The 19898-nt window shown below is 72.5% G+C and carries 20 protein-coding genes and 1 tRNA gene; 12 read left to right on the forward strand and 9 right to left on the reverse strand.

Going from position 1 to position 19898, the window contains the following annotated elements:
• Positions 1-64 precede the first annotated feature (64 nt).
• On the reverse strand, positions 65-697 hold the full coding sequence (locus Q5722_RS06570; RefSeq protein ID WP_305027408.1) for a TetR/AcrR family transcriptional regulator: 633 nt from the start codon (positions 695-697) through the stop codon (positions 65-67).
• 121 nt (positions 698-818) lie between these two features.
• Here Q5722_RS06570 and Q5722_RS06575 point away from each other — a divergent pair, with 121 nt between their 5' ends.
• Positions 819-2867, forward strand: a complete 2049-nt coding sequence (locus tag Q5722_RS06575) for an SDR family oxidoreductase (protein WP_305027409.1) — start codon at positions 819-821, stop codon at positions 2865-2867.
• Position 2868: 1 nt separating this feature from the next.
• Here Q5722_RS06575 and Q5722_RS06580 read toward each other — a convergent pair whose 3' ends face one another.
• The 5 genes from Q5722_RS06580 to Q5722_RS06600 all read right to left on the reverse strand — a co-directional run bounded on the left by Q5722_RS06580 (position 2869) and on the right by Q5722_RS06600 (position 5600).
• A complete protein-coding gene (locus Q5722_RS06580) occupies positions 2869-3132 on the reverse strand; it encodes a hypothetical protein (RefSeq protein WP_305027410.1) in 264 nt (87 codons plus the stop codon).
• Between the two features lie 63 nt (positions 3133-3195).
• Positions 3196-4389 carry an MFS transporter gene (locus tag Q5722_RS06585; RefSeq protein ID WP_305027411.1) on the reverse strand — a complete coding sequence of 398 codons (1194 nt, stop codon included), beginning with the start codon at positions 4387-4389 and terminating at the stop codon, positions 3196-3198.
• Between the two features lie 130 nt (positions 4390-4519).
• A tRNA-Ser gene (locus tag Q5722_RS06590) sits at positions 4520-4606 on the reverse strand.
• Between the two features lie 50 nt (positions 4607-4656).
• Positions 4657-5091, reverse strand: a complete 435-nt coding sequence (locus Q5722_RS06595) for a nucleoside deaminase (RefSeq protein WP_305028342.1) — start codon at positions 5089-5091, stop codon at positions 4657-4659.
• Positions 5092-5117: 26 nt separating this feature from the next.
• Positions 5118-5600, reverse strand: coding sequence for a tRNA adenosine deaminase-associated protein (locus Q5722_RS06600; protein ID WP_305027412.1), 483 nt, complete (start codon positions 5598-5600; stop codon positions 5118-5120).
• Between the two features lie 71 nt (positions 5601-5671).
• Here Q5722_RS06600 and upp point away from each other — a divergent pair, with 71 nt between their 5' ends.
• On the forward strand, positions 5672-6313 hold the full coding sequence (gene upp, locus Q5722_RS06605; protein ID WP_305027413.1) for a uracil phosphoribosyltransferase: 642 nt from the start codon (positions 5672-5674) through the stop codon (positions 6311-6313).
• Positions 6314-6354: 41 nt separating this feature from the next.
• Here the strand turns inward: upp and Q5722_RS06610 are convergent, their stop codons facing one another.
• The 3 genes from Q5722_RS06610 to Q5722_RS06620 all read right to left on the reverse strand — a co-directional run bounded on the left by Q5722_RS06610 (position 6355) and on the right by Q5722_RS06620 (position 9815).
• Positions 6355-8523 (reverse strand): HelD family protein, encoded by a 2169-nt coding sequence (locus tag Q5722_RS06610; RefSeq protein WP_305027414.1) that lies wholly within the window; start codon positions 8521-8523, stop codon positions 6355-6357.
• A gap of 60 nt (positions 8524-8583) precedes the next feature.
• Positions 8584-9336, reverse strand: a complete 753-nt coding sequence (locus tag Q5722_RS06615; RefSeq protein ID WP_305027415.1) for an enoyl-CoA hydratase family protein — start codon at positions 9334-9336, stop codon at positions 8584-8586.
• 62 nt (positions 9337-9398) lie between these two features.
• A complete protein-coding gene (locus tag Q5722_RS06620) occupies positions 9399-9815 on the reverse strand; it encodes a GNAT family N-acetyltransferase (protein ID WP_305027416.1) in 417 nt (138 codons plus the stop codon).
• A gap of 30 nt (positions 9816-9845) precedes the next feature.
• Between Q5722_RS06620 and Q5722_RS06625 the strand changes: the two genes are divergently transcribed.
• The 10 genes from Q5722_RS06625 (at position 9846) to Q5722_RS06670 (ending at position 19890) form a co-directional block, all read left to right on the forward strand.
• On the forward strand, positions 9846-11399 hold the full coding sequence (locus tag Q5722_RS06625) for a molybdopterin-dependent oxidoreductase (RefSeq protein WP_305027417.1): 1554 nt from the start codon (positions 9846-9848) through the stop codon (positions 11397-11399).
• A 111-nt stretch (positions 11400-11510) separates the two neighbouring features.
• Positions 11511-12119 (forward strand): fasciclin domain-containing protein, encoded by a 609-nt coding sequence (locus Q5722_RS06630; protein ID WP_305027418.1) that lies wholly within the window; start codon positions 11511-11513, stop codon positions 12117-12119.
• A gap of 20 nt (positions 12120-12139) precedes the next feature.
• Positions 12140-12751, forward strand: coding sequence for an ECF RNA polymerase sigma factor SigK (gene sigK / locus Q5722_RS06635; RefSeq protein ID WP_305027419.1), 612 nt, complete (start codon positions 12140-12142; stop codon positions 12749-12751).
• On the forward strand, positions 12748-13449 hold the full coding sequence (locus tag Q5722_RS06640) for an anti-sigma factor (RefSeq protein ID WP_305027420.1): 702 nt from the start codon (positions 12748-12750) through the stop codon (positions 13447-13449). The genes sigK and Q5722_RS06640 overlap by 4 nt, the downstream gene beginning before the upstream one ends.
• Complete coding sequence (locus Q5722_RS06645; protein WP_305027421.1) at positions 13449-15446, forward strand: FAD-dependent oxidoreductase; 1998 nt, start codon at positions 13449-13451, stop codon at positions 15444-15446. Before Q5722_RS06640 ends, Q5722_RS06645 begins: the two co-directional genes overlap by 1 nt.
• On the forward strand, positions 15443-16759 hold the full coding sequence (locus Q5722_RS06650; RefSeq protein ID WP_305027422.1) for an SAM-dependent methyltransferase: 1317 nt from the start codon (positions 15443-15445) through the stop codon (positions 16757-16759). Before Q5722_RS06645 ends, Q5722_RS06650 begins: the two co-directional genes overlap by 4 nt.
• Positions 16756-18054 (forward strand): SAM-dependent methyltransferase, encoded by a 1299-nt coding sequence (locus Q5722_RS06655; protein ID WP_305027423.1) that lies wholly within the window; start codon positions 16756-16758, stop codon positions 18052-18054. Before Q5722_RS06650 ends, Q5722_RS06655 begins: the two co-directional genes overlap by 4 nt.
• Before the next feature lies 1 nt (position 18055).
• Complete coding sequence (locus Q5722_RS06660; RefSeq protein ID WP_305027424.1) at positions 18056-18859, forward strand: DUF1295 domain-containing protein; 804 nt, start codon at positions 18056-18058, stop codon at positions 18857-18859.
• On the forward strand, positions 18859-19353 hold the full coding sequence (locus Q5722_RS06665; protein ID WP_305027425.1) for a glutathione peroxidase: 495 nt from the start codon (positions 18859-18861) through the stop codon (positions 19351-19353). The genes Q5722_RS06660 and Q5722_RS06665 overlap by 1 nt, the downstream gene beginning before the upstream one ends.
• A 15-nt stretch (positions 19354-19368) precedes the next feature.
• Positions 19369-19890 carry a pyrimidine dimer DNA glycosylase/endonuclease V gene (locus tag Q5722_RS06670; RefSeq protein ID WP_305027426.1) on the forward strand — a complete coding sequence of 174 codons (522 nt, stop codon included), beginning with the start codon at positions 19369-19371 and terminating at the stop codon, positions 19888-19890.
• The last annotated feature ends 8 nt before the right edge of the window (positions 19891-19898 follow it).

The following is a 19898-nucleotide window of genomic DNA, read 5'->3' on the forward strand; positions in this document are numbered from 1 at the left end:
CCTGACAACGCCCGTAGTCAATGCCTGGGAAGGACTTTCCCGGGCTGCGCGGGGGCGCCGGCGGTCAGTCGGCGAGGGCGCGGACGGCGATCGCCGCAGCGTCGTCGACCACGGAGGCCAGGGCGGAGACGTCGCCGCCCTGACGGATGTGCCGGCTGAGGAGGTGCTCGAACCCGGCCACGAGGGCGACCCCGACGTCTTCCGGGACCCCGCCACGGTCGCCGTCGCCGAACCGCGCCGCGAGCAGCCGCTCCCCGATCGCCTCCATCAGGCGGTCGTGCTGGGCCCGCACCTCGTCGGTGGCGCGCACCATCTCGATGTGCAGCGCCCGGGTCGCGCCCGGCGTGACCTCGAGCAGCTGCAGGTAGTAGCGGAGGAAGCGGCGCACGCGCGCCTCGAAGTCGATCTCGCCTGCCGGGTCGGGCTCGTCCAGGGCCGCCGTCAGCAGGTCGAAGCCCGCATCGACCGCCGCCATGAAGCAGGCCTCGAGCCCGCCGAAGAGCTCGTAGAAGGTACGCCGCGAGACAGCCGCCGCCGCGACGACGTCGGCGATCCGGGTCTCGCTCCAGCCGCGCTCGCCGACGACCTGGATGACGGCACGCATCAGGCGCTGGCGCTGGGAGGCGGCGACGACCTCGGCGTCGATGCCGTGCCGCCCGCGCGGGAGGCGGGCGGGTGAGACGTGGGGCACAGACACGCGGAAACCCTATCCGGAGAGGGGTGGTTGGACCTATCTTGGTACTACAGCGTACCCAAAGACGTCCTCACCCGCCTCCCCGACCCTTGACGGGCTCCCAGCAGAACGGCAGCGTGCACCCATGTCCGATTACTTCGTCACCGGCGCCACCGGCTTCATCGGCCGCTTCCTCGTCCGCGAGCTCCTCGCCAACCGCGAGGGCACCATCCACGTCCTCTGCCGCGCTGGTTCGCTCAAGCGCCTCGATGCGCTGATCGCCGAGTGGACCGCCGGGGGCAACGAGGGCCGCGTCGTCCCCGTCGTCGGCGACCTCTCCTCCCCCGGCCTCGGCGTCGACTCCGCCTGGATCGCCAGCAACACGGGGAAGATCGGCCACTTCTTCCACCTCGCCGCGATCTACGACATGACCGCCGACGACGCGACCAACGACGCGATGAACATCGACGGCACCCGCAACGCCCTCGTCCTCGCGGGTGCGCTCGGCGTCGGGACGTTCCACCAGGTCTCCTCCGTCGCCGCGGCCGGCGACTACAAGGGCGTCTTCACCGAGGACATGTTCGACGAGGGGCAGCCGCTGCCCTCGCCGTACCACCGCACGAAGTTCGAGTCGGAGCGCATCGTGCGCGAGGAGTCGCCGGTGCCGTGGCGCGTCTACCGTCCGGCGATCGTGGTCGGCGACTCGCAGACCGGCCAGATGGACAAGGTGGACGGCCCCTACTACTTCTTCCCGCTGATCAAGCGCCTGCGCGACACCCTGCCGGGCTGGATCCCGCTGCTCGGCCTCGACCTGCGCGACACCAACGTCGTGCCGGTCGACTACGTCGCCAAGGCGATGGACCACATCGGCCACGTGCCCGGCCAGGACGGCCAGGCTTTCTTCCTCACCAACCCGGAGCCGCAGGGCGCGATCGAGATGATCAACCTCTTCTGCAAGGCGGCGCGGGCACCGAAGTTCGCCATCCCGCTGGACCGCCGGGTCTCCGACTCGCGCGCCATCCAGGCGCTCCCTGCCGGCCTCCGCCCCGCGTCCCTCTTTGCAGCTGCGGTCCACTCCAGGCCGGCCACGCTCATCTTCGACCAGACCATCGGCCGCCTCGGCATCCCCTCGGAGGTGCTCGGCCACGTCAACTTCACCGCGGTCTTCGACTCCTCCAAGGCCCAGGCCCTGCTCGAGGGCTCGGGCATCTCCGTGCCGCCGCTGGAGTCCTACGCGGAGCTGCTGTGGAACTACTGGGAGGAGAACCTCGACCAGACCACGGCACACGACAAGAAGGCGCGCAAGGCCCTCGAGGGCAAGTACGTCGTCATCACCGGCGCCTCCTCCGGCATCGGCGAGGTCACCGCGAAGAAGGTCGCCCAGGCCGGCGGCATCCCGGTGCTCGTCGCCCGCGGTGCCGAGAAGCTCCAGGCGCTGCAGCGCACGATCCAGATGCGCGGCGGCCAGGCCTACGTCTACCCGTGCGACCTCTCCGACTACGAGGCCATCGACGCGCTGACCGCGAAGCTCTCCGCGGACCTCCCGCGGATCGACTTCGTGGTCAACAACGCCGGCCGCTCGATCCGCCGCTCGGTGAAGCTCTCGCTCGAGCGCTTCCACGACTTCGAGCGCACCATGCAGCTCAACTACTTCGGCGCGATCCGCCTGGTCATGGGCCTGATCCCGAAGATGGCGGAGACCGGCGGCGGCCACGTCGTGAACCTCTCCTCGATCGCCGTGCTCACCAAGATCCCGCGCTTCTCGGCGTACGCCGCGTCGAAGGCCGCCCTCGACTCCTGGTCGAACGTCGTCGGCAGCGAGCTGCACGGCGACGGCATCTCGTTCACGACGATCCGCATGCCACTCGTCCGGACGCCGATGATCGCCCCGACCAAGATGTACGAGAAGTTCCCGACCATCTCCCCGGCCCAGGCCGGCGACATCGTCATCCGCGCGCTCGTCGAGAAGCCCGAGGCGATCAACACCCTCTCGGGCCAGATGGGCGCCGCGATGCACGTCGCCGCCCCGAAGACCGCCCACAAGGTGCTCAACCTGGCCTACAACGCGTTCCCGGACTCGGCCGCCGCGCGTGCGCACGCCGAGTCGTCGGACGCCGCGCACTCGGGCACCGAGACCAGCTCGCAGAAGGAGATGGTCGCCCGCCTGCTGAAGGGGCTCCGCTGGGGTCGCTGAGCTAGCGCGCCGCACTCGGGTGCAGGAGCATCTCGCTGCGCGGCCGCGCGAACGTCAGCACCGCGGCGCCGTACGTCGGCGGCTCGATCGGGAGGCGGAGCCGGGCTGCTCGCCGGAAGTCGACGGTGACGACGGTGCTGTCGACGTTGACCACACCGTCGTCACCGGGCGACACGGGCGCGGGGCTGCTCGGGGCGACGCCACCGTGCACCCGCTGCGCGAGGACGTGAGCGAGGCGGAGAGGACCCCGTCGAGTGGTGCCCATGAGCGTTCTCCCGTCGCCGTCGTGTCGTGGAGACCACTCAACCGCGCGCAGGTTTCGGGGGCGTCACACAGGGTTGACGACCTGGTGACCCGGCCCGGTCGGCTCACCGTCGAGGACCTCGCGCCGCGGGACCAGGGGGAGGGCGACCGCCGTGATCGCGGCGAGGAGCAGGAACGCCGCGGCAGGGGCGTCCAGCCAGAGCCCCGTCACGCCGGTGACGACCAGCGCGCCCGACTGCCCGGCGAGCCAGACCAGCCCGGCAGCGGAGCCGGCCACGAGCGGCGCCGCGCGCTCGCTCAGCTCGAGCACGATCGGGAGCGACGGCAGCAGGAGGGCGCCGACGGCCAGCAGGCCCACCATCCCGACCGGGAACGAGGGCCGCACCGCGAGCGCGACACAGGCCAGGACCGCCACGACCACCCCGACGAGCAGCGTCACGCGGCGACGTCCGTGGGCCGCAGCCCAGACCGGCAGGACCGCGCAGGCCACGACGCCTGCCACGACGTTCGCCATCAGCATCAGGCCGGTCTGGTCGGCCGTGACCCCCGCGGGTGAGAGCAGCGGCTCGGCCCAGGTGGTCAGGGCGGTGAACGTGCCGAAGGGCACCGGCACGAGCAGGCACATCCGGCGTACGACGGGACTCCCCCAGGCCGCACGGAAGTCGGCGAGGGCAGTGGCCGGACGGGGCGCCTCGACGGCTGCCGGCTCGGCGCGGAACGCGACGGCGAGGAGGCCGGCGGCGAGCAGCGCCACCACTGCCTCGATCCCCAGCAGCGGACCGAGGTCGACGGTGGTGGCGAGCACGAAGGCGGCGATCATGCCGGCGAAGGTGCTCGCGGTGGCCAGCGCGATCGCCTTCGGCCGCTCCGCCTCCGGCAGGTAGCGTGCCGCGACCGGCGTGATGGCGGTGACGACGAGCGGCTGGGCGATCGCCGTCAGCGTCTGCCCGGCGAAGGCCCAGCCGTAGCCGTCGCCCAGCCGGACCAGGCACCCAGCCGCCAGGACGAGTGCGCCGACCAGGACGGTCCCGCGCAGCCACCGGTCGAGGGCCACCCCGACGGGCACGGCCAGCAGGACGTACCAGAGCGGGAAGATGTTGGCGAGCCACCCGATCGCCGAGGTCGAGACCTCGTAGTGGCCGGCGGCCTCGTCGGTGATCGGGGCGTAGGTCAGCCAGACGAGCTGGGTGACCGCACCCACGAGCGAGAAGGCACCGACGACGCCCCAGGCGCCGCGGGTGGTGACGTAGCCGGGCATGCGCCCACGGTGCCGCGTCCGGACTCACACGTGAAGCGCCTGTTTCGACCGGGATTCACAGCCGACGGTTGTGGATCCCCGTCCAGGAACGGATCAGGGCGGGCCCCGGAGGACCCGCCCTGACCAACCGCGGTGTCGGAGGGATTTGAACCCTCGGTGGAGTCACCCCCACAAACGCTTTCGAGGCGTTCTCCTTAGGCCGCTCGGACACGACACCGTGGGGAACCTTACCGGAGCAGCGCCGCCGGTCGAAAATCGGGTCCGGACTCAGCCGCGGTGCGTGCGGAAGAAGTCGTCGAGCAGGCTGGACGCCTCGCGGGCGAGCACACCCGCCACTACCTCGGGACGGTGGTTGAGGCGACGGTCACGCACGACGTCCCAGAGCGAGCCGACCGCGCCGGCCTTGTCGTCGTACGCCGCGAAGACGAGGCGCGACAGCCGCGAGAGGACGATCGCGCCGGCGCACATCGTGCAGGGCTCGAGGGTGACCAGCAGGGTGCAGCCGGACAGCCGCCACTCCCCGACCGCTCCCGCGGCCTCGCGAATCGCCACGACCTCCGCGTGTCCGGTCGGGTCCCCGGTGGCCTCGCGCGTGTTGCGGCCACGGCCGATGACCTCACCGGTCGGCGACAGGACGACGGCGCCGATCGGCACGTCCTCGGTCGCGAGCGCGGCGCGGGCCTCGTCGAGGGCGAGCCGCATCGGGGCCACCCACTGCTGGTGCGGGATCACGCGTTCGTCAGCCCGACCAGGTCGTCGAAGTCGTCGCCGAAGCCGAGCCGGTCGGCGATGTCGGAGAGCATCTCGTCAGGGTAGAGGTCGAAGTCGTCGATCAGCTCACCCATGTCACCGGCGCGCACGCCGAGGTCGGACAGGATCGCGAGGTCTCCGGCCGGCGCCGGCTCGTCGTCCTCCTCCGGGTAGGGCAGGCCGAGGTGCTCGATCACCTCGCGGGCGAGGTCGTAGATGTCGGCGGCGGTGACGTCGGAGAGCAGCAGGCGCACCTGCGGTCCCGCCACCCGGACGACGAGGAAGACGTCCTCGTCGAGCGCCAGCAGGCCGATCGCGCCCCCGTCGCCGGGGAAGCGGCGCAGGCCCGAGATGACCGCGTCGAGGCTCGTGAGCACCGGGTCCGCCAGCTCCTGGAGCTGCCAGACCCCCTCCTCGCGGTACGCCGCCAGCGCGATGTCGACGTCGTCAGGACTCGCCATGCGCCCAGCGTGACAGGTTCGTGACCTCGCTCCAACCCCGTTCGTGTTGCCGTCATGCAAAAGTTCCCTGCATGCAGACCGTCGTCGTCGACCACCCGCTCGTCGCCCACAAGCTGACCACCCTCCGCGATGTCGGCACCGACTCGCCGACCTTCCGTCGCCTCGCCGACGAGCTGGTCACCCTGCTCGCCTACGAGGCGACCCGCTCGGTGCGCGTCGAGCCGCGGGCGATCTCGACTCCGGTCGCCGACACCGTGGGCACCGCCCTCGCCTCCCCGAAGCCGCTCGTCGTCCCGATCCTGCGGGCGGGCCTCGGCATGCTCGACGGCATGATGCGCCTCCTCCCGACCGCGGAGGTCGGCTTCCTGGGCATGGTGCGCGACGAGGCGACGCTCGAGGCGGCGACGTACGCCGAGCGCCTGCCCGCCGACCTGTCAGGTCGCCAGGTCTACGTGCTCGATCCGATGCTCGCCACCGGCGGCACGCTCGCGGCGGCGATCCGCTTCCTCGTCGACCGCGGCGCCGACGACATCACCTGTGTCGTCCTGCTGGCGGCGCCGGAGGGCTGCGCCAACCTCGAGGCCGGCCTCGAGGGAGTCGACGTCCCGGTCACCGTCGTGACCGCTGCGATGGACGAGCGCCTCAACGAGAACGGCTACATCGTCCCCGGCCTGGGCGACGCGGGCGACCGGCTCTACGGCGTGGCCCACTGACCGAGCCGCCCGCTCGCCTGCGGAGGTGAGCTCCTCCGGCGTCAGGAGACGACGGAGAGGAGCTGCGTCGCGCGGGTGAGCACGACGTAGAGCGTGGCCTTGCCGGTCGACGCCTCGTCCTCGATCTCCTGGGGGCGGACGACGACGATGCCGTCGAACTCGAGGCCCTTGGTGTCGAGGCCGGTGAGCACCACGATGCGGTCCGCACTGGTGTCGCGTCCCGTGGCGGCGTTGGGGGCCTCCGCGGCGACCTCGTTCCACGAGGCGAGCCAGCGCTCGACCTCGGCGCGCCGCGCCACCGGCACGACGATGCCGACCGTGCCCTCGACCTCGCCGGCCAGGCGCACGACCTCCGAGCGGACGCCCGCCTCGAGGTCGTCCACGCGCATCTGCACGGGGTCGACGCCGGTCGAGCGGACCGCCGTCGGGAGGTCCGCGTCGAGGCCGACCCGGGCGGCGTACGCGGCGGCGTAGGCGTAGATCTCCGACGAGTTGCGGTAGTTGGTCGACAGGTGGAACTCGTGCAGGTCCTTGCCTGCGAGCGCCTCGGCGCGCGCAGCGTCGGCCTCGGCGCGGACCGGCCAGGAGGACTGCGCCGGGTCGCCGACGATGGTCCACGAGGCCGTGCGGCCACGGCGTCCGACCATGCGCCACTGCATCGGGGTCAGGTCCTGGCACTCGTCGATGAGCACGTGGGCGAACGGGTCGTCCTCGATGCGGTGCGTCGGCGGGGTCCAGGCACGCGACGAGCGGAACTCGCGGTCCCCCGCGGTCGACAGCTCCTGGATGTCGGAGCCGACGAAGTCGCCGAAGCCCGAGTCCTCGTCGGTCTTCAGCGGCACGTCACCGATGGCGTAGCGCAGCTCGTCGAGCAGCGGGACGTCCTCGATGGAGAGGTCGTCGGCGACCGCCCAGGACTTCAGCAGCAGCGCCTGCTCGTCGTGGCTGAGGATGCCGTCGGAGACGCGGGCCAGGAAGTCGGGGTCGCGCAGCCAGGTGAGCACCTCGCGGGCCTCGAGCGGCGGCCACCACTCGGCCGCGAAGTCGAGGAAGTCGTGGTTGTCGAGCAGGTCGTCCTGGAACGCCTGGCGACCGCGCTCCCTGCCGCGCTCGGACTTCACCTGGCGCCACAGGGCGTCGAGCAGAGTCGAGGCGACGCGCGGGATCTGCTTGTTGCGGCGGCCCTGGCCCAGCAGCTGGCGACGCAGCTGGCCGAGCAGCCGGTTGTCGAGCAGCAGCACGTTGTCGCGGTAGAAGAGCCGGAACTCGCGGGGCGCACCCGGCACGGCCTGGCGCGCGGCGCGGCGGAGCACCTCGGCCATGCGCGCGCTGCCCTTGACGTCGGCGAACGCCGGGTCGTCGTGGCGCGAGGCCTTCACGCCGTCGACGACCTCGCCGAGGCTGCGCAGCGCGATGGCGGTCTCGCCCAGCGACGGGAGCACCCGCTCGATGTAGCGCATGAAGACGCCGGACGGGCCGACGATGAGGACGCCACCGGTCTCGTAGCGCCGACGGTCGGTGTAGAGCAGGTACGCCGCGCGGTGCAGTGCGACGACGGTCTTGCCGACGCCGGGACCACCCGAGATCGACGTGACGCCCTTGCCGGGAGCGCGGATCGCCTTGTCCTGCTCGGCCTGGATGGTCGCCACGATCGAGTGCATGCGGCGGTCGCGGGCCCGCGAGAGCTGCGCCATGAGGGCGCCCTCGCCGACGATCGGCAGCTCCTGGGCGCGCGGGTCCGACGCGTCGATCAGCTCGTCCTCGACACCGAGGACGGTGGTGCCCTTCGACCGCAGCACGCGGCGGCGTACGACGCCGTGGGGGTCGGCCGCGGTGGCCTGGTAGAAGACCGCGGCGGCCGGGGCGCGCCAGTCGATCAGCAGCGAGTCACGGTTCTCGTCGCGGAGGCCGATCCGGCCGACGTAGCGCGGCTCGGGGTCGAGGTCGGCGGACAGGTCGAGCCGGCCGAAGACCAGGCCCTCGGCGGCGGCGTCGAGCTGCGCGATGCGCTTCGCGGCCTGGTAGACCATCGCGTCGCGCTCGACGAGGCCGCCCTCGTGGCCGAGCTGGCCACGGCCGCGCCCCTCGCGCGCCAGCTCGGCAGCCTGCTGCTGCGAGGCGGTGAGCTGCGCGTGGACGCGGTCGACGAAGGCCTGCTCCGCCGCGACCTCGCGGGCGGCGATGTCCTCGGCACTGGTGTCAGTCGACACGGGATCCCCTGGGTGACTCGAAAAACGGAAGCGTCCAAGCCTACGGGATCACCCGACCGCTTACGTGCTGCGGGTGAGGAACGCCATCATCGCCTCGCGTGCCTCGTCGGTGGCGAAGAGCCGGGCCGAGAGCTGGGCGAGCTCCTCGCCCCGGGCGTCGATGCCCGCCAGCACCTCACGGTTGAGCAGCTTCTTCGTCTCTCGCAGGCCTTGCGGGTGGCCGGTCGCGAGGCTCGCGCAGACCTCGGCGACACGGTCCGCGACGCGTTCGGCCGGGACCGCCTCCGTCACCAGCCCGTACGCCGCGGCCTCGGCCGCCGAGAACTTCTCGCCGCCGAGGAAGGTCAGCGCCGCTCCGCGCGAGGACATCTTGGGGAGGATCGTCAGCGAGATGATCGCCGGCGTCACCCCGAGCTTGACCTCGGTGAGCGCGAAGTGGGCGTCCTCGGAGGCGATGCAGACGTCGGCGGCGGCCACGATGCCCGTGCCGCCCGCGCGCACGGGACCGTCGAGCTGCACGACGACCGGCTTCTCCGAGGCCACGATGCGCCGCTGGAGCTCCACGATCGCCCGGGTGCCCTCCTCCATCGGCGTGGTCGCCGCCTCGGAGAGGTCCGCGCCCGAGCAGAAGACCCGGTCGGCCGAGCGCAGCAGGATCACGCGGACGGCTGCGTCGGCCTCGGCTGCGGTCAGTCCCTCGAAGAGCTCGGTCACCAGCTTGCGCGAGAGCGCGTTGCGGTTGTGCGGGGAGTCGAGGGTCAGCGTCGCGACGGCACCGTCGACGGCGTACTGGACGAAGGGCGTCTCGGTCATGGCGCCACTCTGCCGGGTACAGCCCGTTCCCGGAAGGGGGCGCGCGGGAGCGGCAGCGGAGGTCAGGCGGCCCTGACCATCATCAGGTTCGTCCTGCCGGCGTGCTCGAGCTCGCCGACCTGCCGGTAGCCGCGCAGGCGATGGAACTCCAGTGACGGCTCGTTGGTGTCGTAGACCTCCAGGGCGACAGGGAGGTCGGCCTCCACCGCGTCGTAGAGCCGGCGCGCCACACCCTTGCGACGGTGCGCGCGGGCCACCACGATCCGGTCGAGGTAGACGTAGTCGTCGAGCCGCGCCTCGAACCAGTCGTAGCGGCTGGAGTCGTAGACCGCCCCGGGCGGCAGGGTGATAACGAAGCCCGCGATGTCGCCGTCGTCCTCGAGGACCAGGGCGTGGTCGGACTGCTTCACGAGCAGTGCCAGCCCCTCGTGGTCGAGCCGGCCGGGCCGTACGCCGGGCGTACGCGTCGCGGGTCCCATCCGGAACGCGGCCCGCGACGAACTCCCTCCATGGAGCCCTCATCCCGGACGTCGTACGCCGCAGCCGGCCTGCTCTCGACCGGGGCCGGTGTCGCAGCCGGCCACCTCGTCGCTGCCCTGACCGATCCCGCCGCCTCGCCCGTGCTGGCGGTCGGCTCGACCGTGATCGACCTGACCCCGACCCCCGTCAAGGAGTGGGCGGTGCGCGAGCTCGGCACTGCCGACAAGCCCGTGCTGCTGGCCTCGGTCGCGCTCGGCACGCTCGCCCTCGCGGGTGGCGCCGGCCTCCTCGCGCGGCGCTCGGCGCGACTCGGCGCACTGGTCCTCCTCGGCCTGGTGGCGCTGGCGGGTGTCCTCGCGATGCGTCGCCCGGCGGCGACCGCGGTCGATGTCCTGCCGGCGCTGGTCGCGGCCGTCGTCGGGCTCGCCGTGTTCGCGCTCGCCGTGCAGGCCCTGCGCCGGGCCGGCGACGCGCGCACGACCGACGCCCTCGAGCCGGGCTCGGCCGAGGCGGTCGTGGCGGCCCGTGCCAGCCGCCGCGGCCTCCTCCTCGGCGCCGGCACCGTGGCCGCACTCAGCGCCGCGGCCGCCGCCACCGGCCAGTGGGTGATCCGGACCGGCACGCAGATCGGCGACATCGTCCTGCCACGTGCCGCGAAGCCGCTGCCTCCGCTCCCGACCGGCCTCGAGGAGGCCCACGACGGCATCTCGCCGCTGCGCACCACCAACGCGCGCTTCTACCGCGTCGACACCAACCTCGTCGTTCCCCGCGTGGACGTCGACAGCTGGCGGCTCCGGATCGACGGTGACGTCCGGCAGGAGCTCACCCTCACCTACGACGACCTGCGGAGCATGCCGCTCGTCGAGCGCGACATCACCCTCACCTGCGTCTCCAACGAGGTCGGCGGCAAGTACGTGGGCGCCGCCCGCTGGCTCGGCGTACCGCTGAAGGACCTGCTGGACCAGGCCGGTGTCGGGACGAAGGCCGACCAGCTGCTGAGCACCGCCGTGGACGGGTTCACCATCAGCACCCCGCTCGACGTCGTACGCGACGGGCGCGACGTGCTGGTCGCGATCGGCATGAACGGCGAGCCCCTGCCCGCGGACCACGGCTTCCCCGCACGTCTGGTCACACCCGGCGTGTACGGCTTCGTCGGCGCGACCAAGTGGCTGACCCGGCTGACGCTGACCACCTACGCCGCGAAGCGCGCCTACTGGACCAAGCGGGGCTGGGCCACCGACGCCCCGATCAAGGTCTCCGCGCGCATCGACACCCCGCGCCCGCTCTCCACCATCAAGGCAGGCAGGACCGTCATCGGCGGGGTCGCCTGGGCCCAGCACCGCGGCATCCGACGGGTCGAGGTGCGCATCGACGGTGGTGCCTGGCAGACGGCGCGACTCGGCCCCGACGTCGGCGTCGACTACTGGCGCCAGTGGTACCTGCCGTGGGACGCCCCCAGCGGTCGGCACCTGGTGGCCGTCCGCGCCGTGACCCTCGACGGCGACGTCCAGACGGCGGTGCGGCGCACGCCGTTCCCCGACGGGTCGAGCGGGATCCAGGAAGTCGTGGTCACGGTCGCCTGACCTGACGGCGGCCCTGACGGCGGCCCGGAAAAAAACTGCACGGATCTCCCATCCGCCCGGGGCTCCGCTCCGAATTCCCATCACAGTCCCACCCGACCGAAAGGCAGCACCATGAACCTCCGTCGCACCGGCTCCGCACTCCTCGTGATCGGCGCCCTCTCGCTCTCCGCCACCGCCTGTGGCTCCGACGACAGCAACGACATGAAGGCCGAGCCGAAGGCCTCCGCCTCCGACACGATGAACGCCGGCGCCCAGACGTTCGGCCCCGGCTGCGCGGGCGTCCCGAAGACCGGCGCCGGCTCCTTCAACGGCATGGCCACCGCCCCGGTCGCCACCGCCGCGAGCGCCAACCCGCTGCTCAAGACCCTCGTCGCCGCTGTCGGCGCCGCGGACCTCGGTGACACCCTGAACAGCGCCGACGGCATCACCGTCTTCGCGCCCACCGACGACGCCTTCGCGAAGATCCCGAAGAAGACCCTCGACGGCGTCCTCGCGGACAAGGCCACGCTGACCAAGATCCTCACCCACCACGTCGTGGCCGGCCAGCTCTCCCCCGACGAGCTCGCGGGCACCCACAAGACGCTCGAGGGCGACAGCATCACGGTCAAGGGCTCCGGCGAGAACTTCACCGTCGGCAAGGAGAACGCTGCGGTCCTCTGCGGCAACATCCCCACCGCCAACGCGACCGTCTACGTCATCGACACTGTCCTGATGCCCTGATTCCCGCAAGGATGAACGACATGACAGGCCTTCGTGCCGTCCCCTCCGGCGATCCGTCGCCGGAGGGGGCGGCCTCCCCCTCGGCAGCGCCCGACCTCGCGGCGCTGCTGCGCCGCTCCTCACGGGGCGACGAGACGGCCTTCGCCGCGCTGTACGACGCGATGGCGTCGCGCGTCTACGGCCTCCTGCTCCGCGTGGTGCGCGACCCCGCCCAGGCGGAGGAGGTGACCCAGGAGACCTTCCTGGAGATCTGGCGCACCGCGTCCCGGTTCGACCCGGCTCGTGGCAGCGCGGTGGCCTGGATGCTGACCATCACGCACCGCAAGGGCGTCGACCGGGTCCGCTCGGCCGAGGCCGCGACGCGGCGCGACACGACGTACCACCGCGAGACGCAGCCCGTCGAGCACGACGTCACCGCCGAGGAGGCGACCGCCTCCCTCGAGGCCGGACGCGTCCGCCAGGCACTTCAGACCCTCACCCCCACCCAGCGCGAAGCCGTGGAGCTCGCCTATCTCGGTGGGTACACCCACACGGAGGTGGCCACCATGCTGGACCTGCCTCTCGGGACCGCAAAGACACGCATACGCGACGGGCTGATCCGTCTGCGCGACACGATGGGAGTCGGACAATGAGCGAGATCCACGCCCTGTCCGGGGCCTACGCGATCGACGCACTGGACGAGCACGAGCGCGCGCTCTTCGAGCGCCACCTGGCCGAGTGCGCGGACTGCCGCGCCGAGGTCGACAGCCTGCGCGGCGCCGCCGCCTCGCTGGCCGAGACGACGATCGCGACGCCGCCGCCGGCCCTGCGCGCCGACGTCCTGGCCGCGATCTCCACCGTCCGCCCGCTTCCTCCGCTCCCGGCCCAGGAGAGCGGTGTCCACGCCGGTGGACGCCGGTTTCGCCACCTCCTCGTGGCAGCAGCGGCGGTGGCCGTGGTCGGCACCGGGGCCGCGGTGACGCACCCCTGGACCGATGACCGGGTGGACCCGGTGCAGCAGGTGATCGCCGCGTCCGACAGCGACCAGGCCACGGCGAAGGTCGACGGCGCGAAGCTGACCGTCTACCGCTCCGCCTCGCTCGGCAAGGCCGCCCTGGTCACCGACGAGCTGCCTGCTGCGGCGAAGGGCAAGGTCTACGAGCTCTGGCTGCAGGTCGACGGGGCGATGGTGCCGGCCGGCCTGCTGGAGGGTTCCGGCGACCAGGAGCTGCTGCTCACCGGCGACGCCTCGAAGGCCACCGCTGCCGGGATCACCGTCGAGCCCGACGGCGGCTCGCGGCAGCCGACCTCGACCCCGATCGCCCTCTTCGACCTCACCCAGGACACCTGATGACCAGCTCTGCACCGGCCCGGGAGACCCCGCGCCGGGTGGCTGTCGTCGGCTCCGGCGTCGCCGGGCTGACCGCCGCACACGTGATCGCGAAGTCGTCGAGGGTGACCCTGCTCGAGGCCGACGAGCGACTCGGCGGCCACGCCGACACCCACCGGGTGACGACTGCCGACGGGCGCGAGCTCGCCATCGACACCGGCTTCATCGTCCACAACGAGCGCACCTACCCCACCCTGCTCCGGCTCTTCCGCGAGCTGGGTGTGGAGACGCAGCCGTCGGAGATGTCGATGTCGGTGCGTGACGACACCACCGGCCTCGAGTACGCCGGAGCCCTCGGGCTGCAGGGCCTCTTCCCGACCCGGGCCAACCTGGGGCGGCGGAGGTACCTGCGCATGCTGGCCGAGATCCCGCGCTTCCACCGCGCGGCGCGCGCCCTGCTGGCAGCGCCGGAGGACGAGGACGAGCCGCTGGCTGCCTTCCTCGAGCGGCACGGCTTCTCGGCGTACTTCCAGCGGCACTTCATGGAGCCGATGGTCGCCGCGGTGTGGTCCTGCGACCCGGACACGGCCCTGGCCTACCCGGCGCGGTACCTGTTCACCTTCCTGCAGCACCACGGGATGCTCTCCGTCTGGGGCTCGCCGCAGTGGCGCACCGTGACCGGCGGCTCGCACGCGTACGTCGACCGGGTCGCCGCCGGCCTGCACGAGGTGCGGACCGGCACCAAGGTGACCTCGCTGCGCGAGCTCCCCGAGGGGGTCGAGGTGACCGACGGCAACGGCCGGACCGAGCTCTTCGACGCGGTCGTCGTGGCCACGCACCCGCACCAGGCGCTGGCCATGCTGGCCGAGCCGACGGCGACCCAGGCCGAGGTGCTGCGAGCGATGGAGTACTCCCCCAACACGGCCCAGCTGCACACCGACGCCTCGCTGCTGCCGCAGGCTCGGCGCGCGCACGCGTCGTGGAACTTCCGGCGCCGCAGCGAGGCCGCCGGGCGGGTGACGGTCACCTACGACCTCACACGGCTGCAGCGGCTCGACACCGACACCGCCTACCTGGTGACGCTCGGCGGCACCGACCTGGTCGACCCGGCCACGGTGATCGCGACGCGTGAGTACGAGCACCCGCTCTACACGCCGGAGTCGGTGGCCGCGCAGCGGCGCCTGCCGGCCTGCGACACCGACCGGATCGTCTTCGCCGGCGCGTACCACGGCTGGGGCTTCCACGAGGACGGCGCGCGGTCCGGGGCCCACGCCGCCGAGCGGCTCGGCTTCAGCTGGGACGCGCCGGCGGCACTGCCCCGGGGCGGCCGCGTCTACACGACGACCATCCGGCACAGCCGGCGTGCGCCGCGACGCACGTTCAGCTACCGGTCGCGGACGTGGCTGGTCGACCTCGACGACGTGCCTCCTGCGCGCCTGCACCGCGAGTTCCGGTCAGCCGACCACATCGGCGATCCGACGCGCTCGATCCGCGACAACGTCGTGGACTTCCTCGCGCGCCGGGAGATCACCGTCGACGGCCGGATCCTGATGCTGACGAACCCGCGTGCCTTCGGCTACTGCTTCAACCCGATCAGCGTCTTCTGGTGCCACCGCGCCTCGGGCGAGCTGGCCTGCGTGCTGATCGAGGTGCACAACACCTACGGCGACCGCCACGCCTACGTCGTCCACCCGGACGCCGACGGCCGTGCCACCGTGCCGAAGCAGATGTACGTGTCGCCGTTCCACGACACCTCCGGGGACTACCAGGTCAGCGTCCCCCGCCCCGACGAGCGGGTGGCGGTCGGGATCACCCTGCAACCGCAGGGCTTCGCCGCCACCCTCACCGGCACCGCCCTGCCGACCGGTCGGCGGGCCGCCCTCGGCACCGTCGTCCGCACCCCGTGGCCGGCGCTGCTCGGGCGCCTGCGCATCCAGTGGCAGGGCATCCGGCTCTGGCTGCGCCGTGTTCCCGTCCAGCCACGGCCCCACCACGATCCCCAGGAGGGAACCCGATGAGCGACACCTCCACGCTGCGTACCGCAGCGCCCCGGATCCGCCCGGACCTCGAGCTCTGGCCCGACCTGGCGCAGCTGCCCGAGGGCCCGCGGGCCCGGGTCTCGGCCCGGGTCGCCAACGGCATCCTGCGGGCCGTCTGCCGGCGCCTCGACATCCAGCTCGTCCACCCGGACGAGGCCCTGGACCCGACCCGCCCGGCGATCGTGCTGCACGACGAGGAGGAGTTCCTCCTCCGCGTCGGCAGCGACGGCCTGATCGGCTTCGGCGAGGCCTACCTCACCGGCGCCTGGGAGTCCCCCGACATCGCTGCCCTGATCGGCACCCTCGGTGCGAACATCGACCGGATCGTGCCCCGCTGGATGCAGCGGCTGCGCCGGGTCCACGTACGCCGCGAGCCCCGCCGCCACCAGAACACCATCGACGGCAGCCGGTCGAACATCTCGCACCACTACGACCTGTCCAACGACCTGTTCACGCTCTTCCTCGACCCGACGCTCTCCTACTCCTCGGCACTCTTCCCGTCCGAGGTGGTGCAGAACGACGGTCACCGGGTGGCCCTGGCGCCGGCCCCTCCCGCGGAGGACGCCAGCACCGCGCTGACCGCAGCCCAGCACCGCAAGATCGACCGCCTGCTGGACCAGGCCGGCGTCGGCGCCGGCACCCGCGTGCTCGAGATCGGCACCGGCTGGGGCGAGCTGGCCCTGCGGGCTGCTGCGCGGGGCGCGACCGTGCGCACCGTGACCCTGTCGCAGGAGCAGCTGGAGCTGGCCCGGGAGCGCGTCGCCGCTGCGGGCCTGGCCGACCGGGTGAGCATCGAGCTGCTCGACTACCGCCTCGTCGAGGGCGAGTACGACGCGGTGGTCTCGGTGGAGATGATCGAGGCCGTCGGCGACGAGTACTGGTCGACGTACTTCCGCAAGGTGGACGAGCTCCTCGCCCCGGGGGGCCGGTTCGCCCTCCAGGCGATCACCATGCCGCACGGCCGGATGCTCGCCACGCGCGACGACTTCACCTGGATCAAGAAGTACATCTTCCCCGGCGGGCTGCTCCCCTCGGTCGAGGCGATCGAGCGGATCACCGCCGCCGAGACCTCCCTCCGGGTCGCCGACCGGCTGTCGATGGGCGCCCACTACGCCGAGACCCTGCGGATCTGGGACCAGACCTTCTCCGCCGCCACCCCGCAGGTCCGGGCGCTCGGCTTCGACGTGACCTTCCTCCGGATGTGGCACTTCTACCTCGCCTACTGCCAGGGCGGCTTCGCCTCCGGCTACACCGACGTCCAGCAGATGACCTTCGTGAAGGAGTCCCGATGACCACCGCCCTGCGTGCCGTGAACAGCGCACCGGCCGACAGCGGCGTGGCCGCCGAGCTCGCCCGCGGCCTGCGCCCGTTCGTCGGCGGCGACCTCCCGGTCCGGCTCCGCGCGTGGGACGGCTCGGAGGCCGGCCCGGCCGACGGCCCTCTCGTCGAGATCCGTACGCCGGACGCCCTGCGCCGCCTCCTGTGGCGCCCCGGCGAGCTCGGGGCCGCCCAGGCCTACGTGACCGGCGAGATCGACGTCGAGGGTGACCTCGACGCCGCCCTGACCCATGTCTGGGACGTCGTCCGGCAGCGCGGCCTCGGTGGCCGCCCCGGCCCGGCGGCGTTCGCCGCGGCGATCGGCGCGGCCCTCCGCACGGGTGCCGTCGGGCGTCCGCCGGCGGCCCCGGCGAGCCAGGCGCGGGTGCACGGCCGGCTGCACAGCAAGCTGCGCGATCGGGCCGTGATCAGCCACCACTACGACCTGTCGAACGAGTTCTACGGCCGGATCCTCGACGAGACGATGGCCTACTCCTCGGCGTACTGGCGGAAGGCTCCGGGCACTCCGGGCTACACCCTCGCGGACGCCCAGCGCGACAAGCTCTCGCTGGTCTGCCGCAAGCTCGGCCTCGAGCCGGGCATGACGCTGCTCGACGTGGGCTGTGGCTGGGGCTCGCTCTCGCTGCACGCAGCGGAGCACTTCGGCGCGCAGGTCACCGGCGTCACCATCGCGGCCGAGCAGAAGGCCTACATCGACGAGCAGATCCGCCAGCGTGGACTGGAGGACCGGGTCACCATCCGCCTGCAGGACTACCGCGAGGTGGTCGGCCGCTGGGACGCCGTCGCCTCCATCGAGATGGGCGAGCACGTCGGCGAGGGCAACTACCCCGAGTACACCCGCGTCCTGGCCGGAACCGTCCGCCGCGGCGGCCGCGTGCTGGTCCAGCAGATGTCCCGTCGCGGACGGCACCCCGGCGGTGGCCCGTTCATCGAGTCGTTCATCGCACCCGACATGCACATGCGCCCGGTCGGCCGCACGGTGGACCTGATCGAGGACGCCGGCCTCGAGGTCCGTGACGTGCACGCCCTCCGCGAGCACTACGTGTGGACCGTCGACGCCTGGATGGAGAACTTCACCACCCACCGCGAGCACCTCACCGACCTGGTCGGCGAGGAGGTCATGCGGGTCTGGGAGCTCTACCTCGTAGGCGGCCGGATGGCCTTCCGCGACGGCCGCATGGGCGTCGACCAGATCCTGGCGGTCCGGCCCGGCGAGCCCCACACGCTGGCCCCCGAGCGAGGCTGGTGACATGACCGACCTGCTGCAGGTGCTCGCCGTCGAGGTCCTCGTCGTGGCCGCGGCGATGGCCCTGACGGCGTACGCCGCCCACCGCGCCGGGCGCTACTCCGTCGTCGACACCACGTGGGGCCTCGCCCTCGCGGCGGTCGCGCTGGTCGCGGCCCTCGGGGGAGCCTCCCTCGATGCGGGCGAGCCGTGGCGACGCTGGCTCCTGCTCGCGCTCGTCGCCGTCTGGGGCAGCCGGCTGTCGTGGCACATGCACCGTCGCAACAGCGGCCACGGCGAGGACCCGCGCTACGCCGCGATGCTCGCCGGGGCGACCCCGCTGCAGCGGGTGGTCAAGGTCTGGGTGACGCAGGGCGCTGCAGTCGTACTGGTGGGACTGCCGGTCACCGTCGCGGCGGTGACCACCGGCGGCTGGGCCTTCCTGGCTCCGGCCGGCGTGGCGCTCTGGCTGCTGGGCGTCTCCTTCGAAGCCGTCGGGGACGCCCAGCTGGCCCGGTTCAAGGCCGACCCCGCCAACCGCGGACGGATCATGGACCGCGGGCTGTGGTCGTGGACCCGGCACCCCAACTACTTCGGCGACGCCTGCGTGTGGTGGGGCATCTGGATGGTCTCGCTGACCACGCCGTGGTCGCTGCTGACCGTCGTCGCTCCCCTGGCGATGACCTACTTCCTGGTCTTCGCCACCGGCGCCCGCCTCCTCGACAAGCACATGGAGGGGCGCCCCGGCTGGGCGGAGTACGCCGCCCGGACCAGCATGTTCGTGCCCCTTCCGCCGCGACGTGCGCGGCGTGACCACCCGGAGGACTGATGACCACCCTCGCCGACTTCACCGCCAGCACCCTCGCCGGCGACGAGCAGCCCCTCGCGGCGTACGCCGGCCAGGTCGTGCTCGTCGTGAACACCGCCTCGCAGTGCGGCTTCACCCCCCAGCTCGCGGGCCTGCAGGAGCTGCACCAGACCTACGCCGACCGCGGCTTCACCGTGCTCGGCTTCCCGTGCAACCAGTTCGGCGGCCAGGAGCCCGGTTCGGCCGAGGAGATCGGCGCCTTCTGCCAGCGCAACTACGGGGTCGACTTCCCGATGTTCGCCAAGGTCGACGTGAACGGGAAGGCAGCCCACCCGCTCTTCCGCTGGCTGACGCACGAGCGCCCGGGTCGGCTGGGCCGCAAGATCCGCTGGAACTTCACCAAGTTCCTCGTCGACCGCGACGGCACGGTGCTGGCCCGCTACGGCAGCACGACGTCGCCGGCGTCCATCGCCCCGCGGATCGAGGCGGCGCTGGCCGAGCACCGGCTGGACTGAGGCACCGACCGGCGCATGCAGACCTTCCTCCCCTACCCCTCGTTCGCCGAGAGCGCGGCATCGCTCGACCGGCAGCGCCTGGGCAAGCAGCGCGTCGAGAACCTGCAGATCCTCCAGGTGCTCACCGGCTTCCGCCTGGTCACCTCGGAGCGGCCGCCGGGCTCGCCGCGGGCCGTGCCGCTGCCCCGCGAGCAGTGGCACCTCGTGCCACGGAAGGTGGGCGGCTGGTCGTTCCACCCCGCGGTGCTCATGTGGACCGGCCATCTCCCGGCGCTGGGCGCCTACCAGGAGGCGATCTGCGCGGAGTGGACCGCCCGTGGCTACCGGGACACGTGTGCGGAGAAGACGGCGGTCCTGCTCGAGGCGACCGGGCACGCGCAGGGCGACGCGGAGCTGCCGGCGTGGTTCGGCAGCGAACGCTTCCACGCCGCCCATCGCGGCACGCTGCTGGCGAAGGACCCCGACTGGTACGGCCGCTACGGCTGGACCGACGAGCCGGACCCGGACGGACTCTGGCCGGTCACCCGCGAGGGGTGACCGGCCAG

This window comes from Nocardioides jiangxiensis (assembly GCF_030580915.1).
GTDB classification, from domain to species: domain Bacteria; phylum Actinomycetota; class Actinomycetes; order Propionibacteriales; family Nocardioidaceae; genus Nocardioides; species Nocardioides jiangxiensis.